We start from the raw sequence: 14,753 nt of genomic DNA, 5'->3' as shown, positions 1-14,753 counted from the left end.
CAGATAAAAAATGGCATTTGACGAAAGAAACATATTAAATAGAATATACATCGTTGCAGGGTGTATGTTGTTGTTTGCTCTTGCCATAAGCATCAAGTTGATAAATATTCAATTTGTTGATGGAGATGAGTATCGTGAACTCGCTAAACAAAATACTACCAAAAATTTTATAATACCTGCTAATAGGGGAAATGTGTATGCAGATGATGGTAGTTTGTTAGCTACTTCAGTGCCCAAATACGATATACGTTTTGACGCTTTAGCTCCAGAAGCCAAGGATTTTAATGAAAATTTAAGGCCGCTTTCCGAAGGGCTTAGTAAAATGTTTGGGAAACCAGTTTCTTATTATCAAAACAAGTTTAGAAAAGCTAGAGCCAATAAAAATAGATATGTAGCTGTAGTAAAAAACCTTGGTTACTCTGAATATATTAAGGTAAGAAGCTTACCACTTTTTAATAAAGGCCCATATAGAGGTGGAATTATAGTAGAACAGCGTACGGTTCGTGAGCATCCAATTGGGAAAATAGCTCAGCGTACTGTTGGAAATGAAGCTAGTAACCGCCCAGGTTATTATGCTGTAGGTCTTGAAGGAGCATTCAACGATTTGCTTACGGGAAAAGAAGGGCACAGGCTAAAGCAAAAAATTTCCAAAGGTCAGTGGAAGCCAATTTTTGACGAAAATGAAATAGAACCACAAGACGGCTACGATATAGTATCTACTATTAATGTGAATATTCAAGACATAGCACATCATGCCTTGTTAAAACAACTAGAGCACTACCAAGCTGAGCACGGAACTGTTATCGTCATGGAAGTTGCTACTGGGGAAATTAAAGCTGTCTCAAACTTAGGTGTGGCATCTAATGGCACATATTACGAAAAACGTAATTACGCTGTATACGAATCGCATGAACCGGGCTCGACTTTTAAAGTAATGGCATTGATGGCAGCTTTGGAAGACAAAGTTGTTGATACAAGCACTGTTGTTGATACCGGAAATGGTAGAAAAGTATTTTACGGCCAGCCTGTTCACGACTCTAAAAGAGGAGGATATGGTGAAATTTCTGCTGCTAGAACTCTAGAGGTTTCTTCCAATATAGGATTGGCTACAATAATAGATGAAGGGTATTCAAAGAACCCAAACAAATTTATAAACCGCTTAAAAAGCTGGCACCTAAATGAAAAAACAGGCGTGGCTATTAAAGGGGAAGGTGAGCCCATGATTCCAGAACCAGGGCATAAAAAGTGGAGTAGAAACGCCCTCCCTTCCATAGCGTATGGGTATAACCTTAAATTAACTCCTTTACAAACTTTAACTTTTTATAATGCTATTGCAAATAATGGAGTGATGGTTAAACCACGTTTTATTAAGGAGGTTCGTGCGTGGAATGAAAAAGTAACTACCTACGATACAAAAATTATTAATCCTAAAATTTGTTCAGATAAGACTTTGAGTGAAATTAAGGAGATTATGAAAAATACCGTCGAGCGTGGAACGGGTAGATCATTGTACTCTCCAGATTTTTCAATGGCGGGTAAAACCGGAACTGCACGTACGGAATATTGGTACAAAGACTGGAATAGTAATCCTCGATATATTTCATCATTCGCAGGATTTTTCCCCGTTGAAAACCCGAAGTACTCGTGTATAGTGATAATTCACAAGCCTAGTATTAAGAAAGGATTTTACGGAGCTGATGTTTCAGGGCCTGTTTTTAAACGAATTGCTCAAAAAATATTTACTGAATCTAGAAACATAGATAATGTAAAAAATATAGAAGCACCAGATCCGGAAATTGAAAAAGACTTCGAAAAATACTATTCTAAACTTCAAAAGTCATATAAAACTATTCCAAATGTAACTGGAATGGCAGGGATGGATGCGGTTTCTATACTAGAAAATCTTGGACTAAAAGTGCAAGTTGTGGGTAATGGTTCGGTTTCGAGCCAATCCATAAAATCAGGAGAAACCCTAGAGAAGGGCAAATTAATAACCTTAAAATTATCGTGATTCTTTTAAAGGACATATTATATAAAGTTACCATCGAAAGTGTCGTTGGAAATACTTCCGTGGCTGTTAACAATCTGGAATTTGATTCTAGAAAAGTATCGTTGAACGATATTTTTGTAGCTTTAAAAGGAACTGTTTCTGATGGACATCAATTCATAAAAAAAGCTGCAGATCAAGGAGCTTTGGCGATTATATGTGAAACATTACCTGACAACATAGTAAATGGAATTACCTATGTTCAGGTTGTTGATACCCATAAGGCCTTAGCAATTATGGCGGCGAACTTCTACGGGAATCCATCAGAAGACTTAAAACTAGTTGGGATTACGGGAACCAATGGGAAAACAACAATTTCTACATTGTTATACAAGCTTTTCAAAAAAGCTGGGATGGAGGTTGGGTTGATCTCTACCGTGAATATAATGGTTGGGGATACCGAGCATAAAACATCACATACAACTCCAGATTCAATCACTATAAATTATTATTTGCGTAAAATGGTTGATGCAGGTGTAGAATTCTGTTTTATGGAAGTGAGTTCTCACGGAATTCATCAAAAACGAACAGAAGCTTTACAATTTGCAGGAGGTGTCTACACTAACCTATCTCACGATCATTTAGATTATCATAAAGATTTCGCTGAATACCGCGATGTAAAAAAATCGTTTTTCGACAATCTACCAAAAGCGGCTTTTGCCTTAGTTAATGCTGATGATAAGAACGGAGCAGTTATGCTTCAGAATACCAAAGCAAAGAAACAAACCTATGCCTTAAAAACATTTGCAGACTTTAAGGCGCAAATTTTAGAAAGTCAATTTTCGGGACAGCTTATTAAAATCGACAATCAAGAATTGTGGGTGAAACTGATAGGTGGCTTCAATGTGTATAACCTACTTGCAATTTACGGAACTGCTCAGCTATTAGGATTGAAGGAGCTAGAAACGCTTCAACTAATTAGCACTCTAGACAGTGTTGATGGGAGGTTTCAATATTTAATTTCAGAAAAGAAGATAACCGCTATTGTAGATTATGCGCACACTCCTGATGCACTAAAGAATGTATTAGAAACAATCAATAGTATTCGTACAGGAAATGAAGAAGTAATAACCGTTGTAGGATGTGGCGGCGATCGCGATACATCTAAACGTCCGGTAATGGGTAAAATAGCTGCTACGTTAAGCACAAAAGTGGTTTTTACTAGTGATAATCCTCGTACTGAAAATCCAGATAGAATTATTGAACAAGTTGAAGCAGGAGTACCTGCCGAACATTATAAAAAAACAATCTCTATAACAAATAGAAAAGAAGCCATAAAAGCGGCTTGCCAAATGGCTAATGAAAACGACATTATTTTAATTGCTGGAAAAGGTCACGAAACCTATCAGGAAATTAATGGTGAACGTTTTGATTTTGATGATTTTAAAATTGTAAAAGAAGTTTTAACGCTATTAAATAAATAATCTAATGCTCTATTATCTCTTTGAATACTTAGACAAAACATACGATTTGCCAGGAGCGGGGTTATTTAACTTCATTACATTCCGGGCTAGTTTAGCGGTTATTTTATCGTTGTTTATTGCAACAGTTTATGGAAAAAAAATCATTAACTACCTAAGAAAAAAACAAGTTGGGGAATCTATACGCGATCTTGGCTTAGAAGGTCAAAATGAAAAAGCAGGAACGCCAACAATGGGTGGAATAATAATAATTCTAGCAACATTAATTCCTGTTTTACTATTTGCAAAACTTGAAAATATTTATGTAATCCTCTTGATTGTTACCACTCTTTGGATGGGAGTAATTGGGTTTATTGACGATTATATCAAAAAGTTTAAAAATGATAAAGAAGGATTACCAGGGAGATTCAAGGTAATTGGTCAGGTTGGATTAGGGCTTTTTGTAGGGGTTACAATGTACTTTCATCCAGACATCGTAGTGCAGCACAATACCACAACACCAGGAGCTCAAACCGAAATTATAGCCAAAGGTCCAGTAGACCAGTTTTATGTAAAGGATAAGTCGATGTTAACTACTATCCCTTTTGTAAAAGAAAATGAATTCGATTATGCCACTTTAATTAGTTGGGCAGGAGAGGGCTACAAAAGCTATGTGTGGTTGATATTTATACCGATTGTGATTTTTATAATTACTGCAGTTTCAAATGGAGCAAATTTAACCGATGGAATAGATGGACTTGCTGCGGGAACTTCAGCGATAATAGGGGTGACACTAGCATTGTTTGCCTGGGTTTCGGGTAACGTTATTTTCTCTGACTATCTAAATATAATGTATATCCCAAATACGGGAGAGATGACCATATTTATCACTGCCTTTGTTGGTGCTCTTATTGGGTTTTTATGGTATAACACCTATCCTGCACAAGTATTTATGGGAGATACTGGTAGTTTAACTATTGGAGGAATTATAGCAGTTATAGCAATTGCAGTAAGAAAGGAGTTGTTAATCCCAATCCTCTGCGGAATTTTTCTAATGGAAAATCTTTCTGTAGTAATGCAGGTAGGTTGGTTTAAATACACAAAGAAAAAATATGGTGAGGGTCGACGCATTTTTAGAATGTCGCCACTGCATCACCATTATCAAATAAAAGGATTTCATGAAAGCAAAATTGTAACACGATTTTGGATTGTAGGAATATTCTTGGCGATAATAACCATCGTCACGCTAAAAATTCGATAGAGATGTGATGTTTCACGTTTTAACGAAAATATAAGTAAACATGAAAAGAAAATTGGTCATTCTTGGCGCAGGAGAAAGTGGAGTAGGTACGGCCATATTGGGTAAGAAACAGAAGTTTCAAGTGTTTGTTTCAGACTTTGGAAATATAAAAGATAAGTACAAACAAGTTCTTTTAAATAATGAGATTGAATGGGAAGATGGAGGTCATTCTGAAGAGAAAATTCTTTCTGCCGATGTTGTAATGAAAAGTCCGGGTATTCCTGAAACTGCTTCAATAGTGAGAAAGTTGCGCGAAAATAAAGTAAAGGTGATTTCAGAAATTGAATTTGCCTCTAAATATACAAGCGCGACAATTGTTGGAATTACAGGAAGTAATGGGAAGACCACAACTGCTAGTTTAACTTATGAAGTGTTGAAAAACGGTGGGTTAAATGTTGCTCTTGGGGGTAATATAGGAAAGAGTTTTGCAGAACAAGTTTCAGAATCTAAATACGATCACTTCGTATTAGAACTAAGTAGTTTTCAGCTAGATGGTATTGAAACATTTTCACCTCACATTGCAGCATTAATCAATTTGAGTCCTGATCACTTGGATAGATACGATTATAAATATGAAAATTATATCGAGTCCAAATTCAGAATAATATTGAATCAAACATCGCAGGATTTTTTCATTTATGATGCCGACGATGAGGATATCATAAAATGGCTGTCACAGAATCCCATAAAATCACAACCGCTTCCTTTTTCATTAAAAAAAGAATTGAAACAAGGAGCATTTAGAAGAGATAACGATATAATAATTAAAATAAATAATACAGAATTCACTATGCCAATCGCAACAATAGGAATACAGGGAGAACACAATGTAAAGAATGCAATGGCTGCATCAACCGTAGCTACATTATTGAGAATACGTAAACAAACAATTAGAGAAAGTCTTGAAGGGTTTCACGGTGTAGAACACAGACTTGAAAATGTGCTAAAAATCAATAATGTGATGTATGTTAATGATTCAAAGGCAACAAATGTAAATGCTACATATTTTGCTTTAGATAGTATGGAAAATCCAACTGTTTGGATTGTTGGAGGTGTTGATAAAGGCAATGATTACAACGAATTACTTCCATTAGTTAATGAAAAGGTAAAAGCGATTATCTGCTTAGGTGTTGATAATCAAAAAATAATTAGTGCTTTTGGAAATATAGTAGATACAATTGTTGAAGTAGATTCAATGCAAATGGCTGTTCAAGTTGCGTATAAAGTAGCCGAAAGAAATAATACAGTTCTACTTTCTCCTGCATGTGCAAGCTTCGATTTATTTGAAAACTACGAAGACCGAGGAAGGCAGTTTAAAGATGCTGTAAGAAACTTGTAATAAGGCATAAAAAAGAATTAAAAACATAAACCAATAGCGGAAAAAGGTAAATGATAAATATTTTCCAATATACAAAAGGAGATAGAGCAATCTGGGGGATAGTAGGGCTTCTAGCACTTATATCTTTCCTGCCTGTTTATAGTGCAAGTAGCAATCTTGCATATTTGTATAACAATGATGGAAATACATTACCTTTTCTATTGCGACATTTAGCACATTTAATTTTAGGTTTTATTGTGCTGTATGCAGTGCATAGAATACCCTATAATTACTTTGGAGGGCTCTCTATAATTGGGTTGCCTATTATAGTATTCCTGTTAGTAATTACGCTATCACAAGGTACAACTATAGGGGGTGCAAACGCAAGCCGATGGATTAGGTTGCCATTTGTTGGACTAAGCTTTCAGACATCAACTTTAGCAGGGGTAGTGTTAATGACATATGTTGCGCGGTATTTGGCTCGTATTAAAGATAAAGAAGTTTCTTTTAAAGAAACACTTTTACTGCTTTGGGGACCAGTGTTTATCGTTCTTGGTTTAATTCTACCCGCTAACTTTTCTACCACTGCAATATTTTTTGTAATGGTTGTTATGCTTGTTTTTGTAGGAGGATATCCATTAAAATATCTTGGTGTTATACTTGGTGCAGGGTTGCTGTTTTTAACATTGTTTGTCCTAACTGCCAAGGCATTTCCTGGAATATTTCCTAACCGCGTAGATACTTGGATAAGTAGGGTAGAAAATTTTGCTGATAAGGAAGATACAGAAGCAGATTATCAAATAGAAAAAGCAAAAATTGCTATTGCCTCTGGAGGTATTACTGGATTAGGTCCAGGAAAAAGTGTTCAGAAGAATTTCTTACCACAATCATCATCAGATTTTATTTATGCGGTTATAGTTGAAGAATTTGGTTTGATTGGAGGGTTAACCTTAATGGCTATATATCTGTTTTTGTTATTTCGAATAGTGGTAGTGGCTCATAAAGCACCGTCGGTATTTACCAAACTACTAGTCATTGGAGTAGGTTTTCCCATTATTTTTAGGGCGATGATTAATATGGCTGTGGCAGTCGAATTGTTTCCTGTAACTGGACAAAACTTACCCCTAATCAGTAGTGGCGGAACCTCTATTTGGATGACATGTTTGGCGTTGGGAATGATTTTGAGTGTGAGTGCAAAGAGAGAAGTTCCAGCAAAAGAAGAAGAGGAAGAAAATCCACTTGATGTTTTAAGTGAAACCATTTAGAATACAACAAGTGTTGTTAGTGTAATAAAGAAGAAAGTAAAAAATTGAAAAACAAAAAATTCATCATATCAGGAGGCGGTACTGGGGGTCATATTTATCCAGCTATTGCTATAGCTAATGAGTTGAAAACTCGTTACCCTGACGCTGAATTTTTATTTGTGGGAGCAGAGGACAGAATGGAGATGGAAAAAGTCCCACAAGCAGGATATAAAATAAAAGGTCTTTGGATTTCTGGATTGCAACGCAGTCTTTCATTGCAAAATTTAGCTTTCCCGTTAAAGCTGGTTTCAAGTTTAATGAAATCAAAGTCTATTTTAAAAACATTTAAACCTGATGCTGCAATTGGAACTGGAGGTTATGCAAGTGCGCCGCTATTGCGAATGGCTGCAAAGCAAAATATACCTTGTTTAATTCAAGAGCAGAATAGTCACGCAGGAATTACCAATAAATGGCTAAGTAGTAAAGTTCAGAAAATATGTGTGGCTTATGAAGGAATGGAGAATTTTTTTCCTTCTGATAAAGTAAAGTTAACGGGAAATCCAGTAAGACAAGATTTGTTGGATATTTCTTTAAAAAGAGAAGAAGCACTTACTTTCTTTAAACTGAATAGGGACAAAAAAACACTTTTGGTTTTAGGAGGTAGTTTAGGTGCGAGAAGAATCAATCAATTAATTGAAAAATCATTGCCGTTTTTTGAAAGAATCAACTTACAAGTTATCTGGCAATGTGGGAAATTTTACGAAGAAACCTATAAAAATAAAGGAAATGAAAATGTACAAGTCCATACTTTTTTAAACAGAATGGATTTGGCTTATGCAGCTTCAGATTTTATTATTTCAAGAGCGGGAGCGCTATCGGTTTCAGAATTATGCTTGGTGGGAAAACCAGTTGTATTTATCCCTTCGCCAAATGTTGCTGAAGACCATCAAACAAAAAACGCGTTGGCAATTTCGGAAAAAAATGCCGCTATTTTGATTAAAGAAAATGAGTTGGATACAAATTTTGAAAAGGAATTTTCAGATTTATTTTCCTCTATAGAAAAGCAGGAAATGCTTTCAAAAAATATATTGGCGTTGGCAAAACCAAATGCCACAATAGAAATAGTTGAAGAGATTGAGAAATTATTGAAGAACAACAATTAATGAATAACCTAAAAAACATAACGACCTTTTATTTCGTAGGTATTGGCGGCATCGGGATGAGTGCTCTTGCACGGTATTTTAAAATGCAAGGCAAAGCTGTTTTTGGGTACGATAAAACTTCAACTGACTTAACAGACGAATTGGTTGCAGAAGGGATACCAGTAACTTTTAAAGATGAAATTTCAGAACTTCAATCTGAGGTGAAGGTAAAGCATAATGTTTTAATAGTTTACACCCCTGCAATTCCTAAGAACAATACAATTTTAAACTATTTTATTTCTGAAGAGTTTCAAATTGTAAAACGTGCTCAGCTTTTAGGAGAGGTGTCCAAAAATACACTTTGTTTAGCTGTAGCAGGTACACACGGAAAAACTACAACATCTGCAATTTTAGGACATTTGTTGGCTGCTTGTAACATGCCAGTAACAGCATTTTTGGGAGGAATCGCGGAGAATTACAATTCCAATTTTATTTATAAAGGAAGTGAAATTACAGTGGTTGAAGCAGATGAATTTGACCGATCGTTCCTTCAACTTCGTCCAGACATATCTTGTGTAACTTCTATGGATGCTGACCATTTAGATATTTATGGAGACGCTTCAGAAATTGAAAATGCATTTACAACTTTTGCTGAACTAGTTGATAAGAAAGAAAACGTTCTAATAAAGATAGGCTTACCTTTAAATGGAATGACTGTTGCGGTTCAGGAAACTGCAGATTATGAAGCCCAAAATGTAAGGGTAAAGGATGGAGCATATCTATTCGAATTGAAAACACCAAATGAGGTTATTAAAGATATTACATTTAATTTACCAGGACATCACAATCTTACCAATGCTATTATGGCAATGGGAATGGCATTGTTAGCTGGGGCACCTGTTTCTTGTCTTAAAAACGCAATTGCGAGTTTTAAAGGGGTAAAACGCCGTTTCTCGTATAAAATTAAAACAGACAAACTTGTTTTAATTGATGATTATGCACATCATCCTACTGAAATAGACGCTTTACATCAAGCTGTTGAAGAAATGTATCCAAATAATCGTAAGCAGATTGTTTTTCAGCCACATCTTTTCACTAGAACAAGAGATTTTGCAGAAGGTTTTGCGAGAAGTCTTTCACAATTTGATGAAGTTGTGTTGCTGGATATCTATCCTGCTAGAGAAGAGGCAATTGAAGGAATTACTTCAGAATGGTTATTAAATCAGATTGATTCTCAGCATAAAATCTTGGTTTCAAAATCAGATTTAGCTGAAGTTTTGTCACAGTCGGATTGTAGAGTGAAATTGTTGGTAGGTGCCGGTGACATTGGTGCCGAAGTTAATAAGTTAACTCAAAAGTTTAAAGATGAGGCGTAGTATTATTTACATAAAACTTATTCTTTTGCTAGGGTTAATTGGCTTCCTTTTTAGCTTTACAAAAAAGCGAAATGAAGCTAGAAAAATTAGCAAAATAGATGTTGTATTTGTTGATAATAACAGCCCTTTTATCACTTTTGATAACGTTAATAAATTGTTGATACAAAGTTACGAGAAGGTTTCGGACATATCTAAAGAAGCCTTAGCTTTGAGAGAGATGGAGTATAGATTGATAGGAAATCCTATGATTCGCGATGCTCAGGTGTATGTAACCATTGATGGAAAGTTATGCGCAAGGATAGAACAGCGCGAACCCATTGGTAGAGTGTCTGCTACACCAGATTATTACTTAGATTCAGACGGAAAGGTAATGCCGTTATCTGAAGTGTATTCAGCAAGAGTGCCTATAATTACTGGTGCTTCGGAAAGTGAGTTCTCTGAACTTACCGACTTATTGCTGAAAATAAAGGAAGATGAGTTTATGAAAAGGAGTGTTATTGGGGTGCATCAACGGGCAGATGGAGAAATTGAACTGGAATTGAGAAAAGTAAATTTTAATGTATTTTTTGGGAAACCAGTACACATTGAAAAGAAGTTTCAAAACTTTAAAGCATTTTATAAAAAAACAAAAAAAGATAGTACGCTATACGGGTACAACAAGGTGAACTTGAAATTTGATAGTCAAGTGATAGCCACAAAAAAGTAAGGCCATGGAAAACGATAATATTGCTGTAGGATTGGATATAGGAACTACCAAGATAGTAGCTATGATTGGTAGAAAAAATGATTATGGTAAAATGGAAGTGTTGGGGATAGGCAAGGCAAAAAGTCTTGGCGTTCATCGTGGTGTTGTGAATAACATTACACAAACCATTCAATCCATTCAACAAGCGGTACAAGATGCAGAAACTTCTTCAGGAATGAAGATTAAGGATGTTGTTGTTGGTATCGCAGGACAACATATTAGAAGCCTTCAGCATAGCGATTACATTACTAGACCAGATGGTGAGGAGGTAATTAAAGATGAAGATATTGATGCTTTATGTAACCAAGTTCATAAGCTTGTAATGCTTCCTGGGGAAGAAATTCTTCACGTATTACCACAGGATTATAAAGTTGATGGACAAGCAGAAATTAAAGAACCTATCGGGATGTACGGAGCGCGATTAGAAGCAAACTTTCACGTAGTTGTAGGGCAGGTTTCTTCAATTAGAAATGTTGGACGCTGTATAAAAAGTGCAGGGTTAGAGCTATCAGCAATCACTCTAGAGCCCTTAGCATCAGCAAGAGCTGTATTAAGTCAAGAAGAAAAAGAAGCTGGGGTAGCATTAATCGATATAGGAGGTGGAACAACTGACTTAGCGATATTTAAAGATGGAATTATTCGTCACACGGCAGTAATTCCTTTTGGAGGTAATGTAATCACAGACGATATTAAAGAAGGTTGTTCGATTATCGAGAAACAAGCTGAACTTCTTAAAATAAAATTTGGATCTGCTTGGCCTGGAGAGAATAAAGACAATGAAATTGTTTCAATCCCAGGATTAAGAGGAAGAGAACCAAAAGAAATTAGCTTAAAAAATCTCTCAAAAATAATTCACGCTCGAGTTATGGAGATTATTGAGCAAGCCTATATTGAAATAAAAAACTACGGGCACGAAGAGCAGAAGAAGAAATTAATTGCTGGTATTGTGTTAACAGGTGGGGGAGCTCAGCTTCAGCATATAAAACAGTTGGTAGAGTACGCTACAGGTATGGATACACGAATTGGATATCCAAATGAACATTTAGCTGGAGATAGCGACCCTGAAACTACAAGTCCGATGTATGCAACAGCAGTAGGGTTAGTTATGAATAGTCTTGAAAGTAAGGAGAAATCATCATTGATGAGAACATTCCCAACCGAAGAGGAAGTTAAAGAGACTGACAAACAAGAAGCCGTTCAGCATCCTGAAGTAGAAACTGAAAGAGAAGAAGTAGAAGAAGAAAAAAAAGGCACTAGACGTGGTCGAGGTATTTTTGACAAATGGGCCGAAAAATTTAAAGAGTTCCTCGATAACGCAGAATAATAAAGGAAAAAGAAGAAAAATAAAAATTGCAATTAAAAACAAAAATATGAGCAGCAACACAGAATTTGAGAACATTTCATTCGACTTGCCAAAAAACCAATCAAATGTGATTAAGGTTATTGGCGTTGGTGGTGGAGGTAGTAATGCAATTAACCATATGTTCAGTCAGGGCATAAAGGGAGTAGATTTCGTGATATGTAATACAGATGCACAGGCATTAGAAAATAGCCCAGTGCCTATTAAAATTCAATTAGGGGTTTCCTTAACTGAAGGTCTAGGTGCAGGAGCAAATCCGATGGTTGGTGAACAATCTGCTGTAGAAAGTATGGAAGAAATTAAAACTATGCTAACTACAAATACCAAGATGATTTTTATTACTGCTGGTATGGGTGGAGGTACTGGAACAGGTGCCGCTCCAATTATCGCCAAAATGGCAAAGGATATGGATATACTTACTGTGGGTATAGTTACTATTCCTTTCCAATTTGAAGGTAAAACAAGAAATGAACAAGCTCAAATTGGAGTAGAAAAACTACGGCAAAATGTAGATTCATTAGTGGTAATTAATAATAATAAACTTCGTGAAGTATATGGGAACTTAGGTTTTAAAGCTGGTTTCTCTAAAGCTGATGAAGTCTTGGCCACCGCTGCTCGTGGTATAGCCGAGGTTATTACACATCACTACACTCAAAACATTGACCTTAGAGATGCTAAGACAGTTCTTTCTAATAGTGGAACAGCTATAATGGGTAGTTCTACTGCATCTGGTGCAAATAGAGCAAAAGAAGGCATAGGAAGAGCATTAGATTCTCCATTACTTAACGATAATAAAATCAAAGGTGCCAAAAACGTATTGTTGCTTATCGTTTCTGGGTCCGACGAGATTACTATCGATGAGATAGGTGAAATCAGTGATCACATTCAAAATGAAGCTGGACACAGCGCCAATATTATTATGGGTGTTGGTGAAGATGAGAGCTTAGAAGGATCAATTTCTATTACTGTAATCGCCACAGGATTTAATGTTGAACAACAAAATGAGATTGTAAACACCGAAACAAAAAAAATAATCCACACGCTTGGAGATGATCAAAAAGCGGAGCAAAATCTTACACCAAAAGCTACTTCTGGACCTGTAAGACTGCCAGAAACTCCTATCACTTCTCAGCCTAAAGCTGAAGCCCCTGTGGTTAAACACACGCTTTTTGACGATGATGAGATTGAACAAAGACCATCGTTTCAAGGATATATAAATACTTCAGAGCTTCTAAAGAATTTACCAGTATCATACGAAGAGGTAAAAGCTGAAAGAATTGAAGAGTTTGAGCAAGTAGAAGTAGATAAAATAAATGTAAACGAATTTGTTATTGTTGAGGCTTCAACAAAAAATTCTGCGGAAGAAGTTAGACATTCTAAGCCAGAAGGTGAAGACAACGACGATCAAATATTAATGTTTGATCTTCCTATAAAACCTGTTGAAAGAAAGCCGGCAGAAACAAATAATAGAGAAGAAAAAACAATTTTTAATCTCGAAGAAATAGAGGTTGAAGATCACGTAGAAGTTGTGCCTGTAACTGAAGTTTCAGATGATGGTATTAAAAGATATAGTCTAGATGACTATCAAGAGGTTGAAAATACCTTAAATAACGCAAAACCATCAAGCCATAAGTCTGAAGCTATTGAGGAAAACGAAATTGAATTTGTAAAAAGAACAGTAACTGAGCAATCTCCAAATGATAGCGAAAGCAAGGAAATAGAAGACCCGTTAAACTCTCCTATTTCAAAGATACTAAGCGATCGTACAGAAGAGCGCAAGCGCAAAATGAAGGAGTTTAATTACAAGTTTAAGAACAGTCCTTCACGTATTGATGAAATTGAAAGACAACCCGCTTATAAGCGTATGGGTATAGATCTTAATGATACCAGTGAAGAATCAACAATTTCTAGGACTTCGGTAAACATCGAAGATGACGGAATTGAATTGCGTAGAAACAACTCATTTTTACACGATAATGTAGATTAATTAAGTGAATATTTCTCCCCACTTAAAGTAGAGGTTCGAAATCTTAATTGGTTTCGGACCTTTTTGATTTATGATATTTAAGATTAAAAAAAGTGAATCCATAAGCCGATACATTTCAGCTTAAATAAGTATCTTCGTGCATACAAAAAAACACTATAATGGGTTTACAAGATAAGGTGATGGAGGCTATGAAAGCCGCAATGAAATCAAAGGATACTCAATCATTAGAAGCTTTGCGATCTGTTAAATCAGCATTGCTTTTAGCGCAAACTGAAACAGGTTCAAAACAAGAAATATCTGAAGAAGAAGGAATTAAAATCCTTCAAAAGCAAGTAAAACAAAGAAAAGATAGTGCTGCTATTTATAAGGAACAAGGGCGTGAAGATCTTGCTGAGCCAGAATTGCTTCAAGCTAAAGTAATCGAGCAATTTTTGCCAAAGCAGCTAAGTGTTGAAGAAGTAAGCAAAATAGTAGATGAAATTATCACAGAAACTGGAGCTTCTTCTATGGCGGATATGGGAAAAGTTATGGGCATTGCTAGTGGAAAACTGGCTGGAAAAGCAGATGGGAAAACCATATCGACAGTTGTAAAATCGAGGTTGTCTTAAATTAGATTTTATTAATTCTTCAAAAGAAGATATTTTTGAAAACTGGATTGGCCGCGTGGCGCAACTGAATACCCGCCCGAGCCGAACTGTCGTTAGACACGTTCGGGCGGGGCGCATCAGATTTCGGATTCGAGCTTTAAATGGTTAGAAATGTATTATGTATATATTCTTTATAGTAAAGAATTTGAAAGGATGTATGTAGGAATGTCTAAAGACTGTACAAAAA

General features: G+C 35.9%; 11 protein-coding genes. All 11 read left to right on the top strand.

Translation table 11 applies throughout. The features are described 5' to 3' along the window. Positions 1–10 precede the first annotated feature (10 nt). The 11 genes from K8344_RS12915 to K8344_RS12865 all read left to right on the top strand — a co-directional run bounded on the left by K8344_RS12915 (position 11) and on the right by K8344_RS12865 (position 14,527). On the top strand, positions 11–2,011 hold the full coding sequence (locus tag K8344_RS12915) for a penicillin-binding protein (RefSeq protein WP_237609099.1): 2,001 nt from the start codon (positions 11–13) through the stop codon (positions 2,009–2,011). Beyond that, entirely contained in the window at positions 2,008–3,471 is a 1,464-nt protein-coding gene (locus K8344_RS12910; protein WP_237609098.1) for a UDP-N-acetylmuramoyl-L-alanyl-D-glutamate--2,6-diaminopimelate ligase, read from the top strand. Before K8344_RS12915 ends, K8344_RS12910 begins: the two co-directional genes overlap by 4 nt. A gap of 4 nt (positions 3,472–3,475) precedes the next feature. Further along, positions 3,476–4,708 (top strand): phospho-N-acetylmuramoyl-pentapeptide-transferase, encoded by a 1,233-nt coding sequence (gene mraY, locus K8344_RS12905; RefSeq protein ID WP_237609097.1) that lies wholly within the window; start codon positions 3,476–3,478, stop codon positions 4,706–4,708. Positions 4,709–4,748: 40 nt separating this feature from the next. Beyond that, positions 4,749–6,086, top strand: a complete 1,338-nt coding sequence (murD, locus tag K8344_RS12900) for a UDP-N-acetylmuramoyl-L-alanine--D-glutamate ligase (RefSeq protein WP_237609096.1) — start codon at positions 4,749–4,751, stop codon at positions 6,084–6,086. Positions 6,087–6,136: 50 nt separating this feature from the next. After that, a complete protein-coding gene (locus K8344_RS12895; RefSeq protein ID WP_237609095.1) occupies positions 6,137–7,330 on the top strand; it encodes an FtsW/RodA/SpoVE family cell cycle protein in 1,194 nt (397 codons plus the stop codon). Between the two features lie 44 nt (positions 7,331–7,374). Beyond that, a complete protein-coding gene (gene murG / locus K8344_RS12890) occupies positions 7,375–8,472 on the top strand; it encodes an undecaprenyldiphospho-muramoylpentapeptide beta-N-acetylglucosaminyltransferase (protein WP_237609094.1) in 1,098 nt (365 codons plus the stop codon). Further along, positions 8,472–9,827 (top strand): UDP-N-acetylmuramate--L-alanine ligase, encoded by a 1,356-nt coding sequence (murC, locus tag K8344_RS12885; RefSeq protein ID WP_237609093.1) that lies wholly within the window; start codon positions 8,472–8,474, stop codon positions 9,825–9,827. The genes murG and murC overlap by 1 nt, the downstream gene beginning before the upstream one ends. Continuing rightward, complete coding sequence (locus K8344_RS12880) at positions 9,817–10,533, top strand: cell division protein FtsQ/DivIB (RefSeq protein ID WP_139855436.1); 717 nt, start codon at positions 9,817–9,819, stop codon at positions 10,531–10,533. Before murC ends, K8344_RS12880 begins: the two co-directional genes overlap by 11 nt. A 4-nt stretch (positions 10,534–10,537) precedes the next feature. Further along, on the top strand, positions 10,538–11,896 hold the full coding sequence (gene ftsA, locus K8344_RS12875; RefSeq protein ID WP_237609092.1) for a cell division protein FtsA: 1,359 nt from the start codon (positions 10,538–10,540) through the stop codon (positions 11,894–11,896). A gap of 46 nt (positions 11,897–11,942) precedes the next feature. Then, on the top strand, positions 11,943–13,919 hold the full coding sequence (gene ftsZ, locus K8344_RS12870; RefSeq protein WP_237609091.1) for a cell division protein FtsZ: 1,977 nt from the start codon (positions 11,943–11,945) through the stop codon (positions 13,917–13,919). A gap of 158 nt (positions 13,920–14,077) precedes the next feature. Beyond that, entirely contained in the window at positions 14,078–14,527 is a 450-nt protein-coding gene (locus tag K8344_RS12865) for a GatB/YqeY domain-containing protein (protein WP_237609090.1), read from the top strand. The last annotated feature ends 226 nt before the right edge of the window (positions 14,528–14,753 follow it).

The sequence above is a fragment of the Aequorivita xiaoshiensis genome, from assembly GCF_022008395.1.
Taxonomy (GTDB): domain Bacteria; phylum Bacteroidota; class Bacteroidia; order Flavobacteriales; family Flavobacteriaceae; genus Aequorivita; species Aequorivita xiaoshiensis.
The sequence above is the reverse complement of the archived record's forward strand: the minus strand, read 5'-3'. Positions and strand labels throughout refer to the sequence as shown.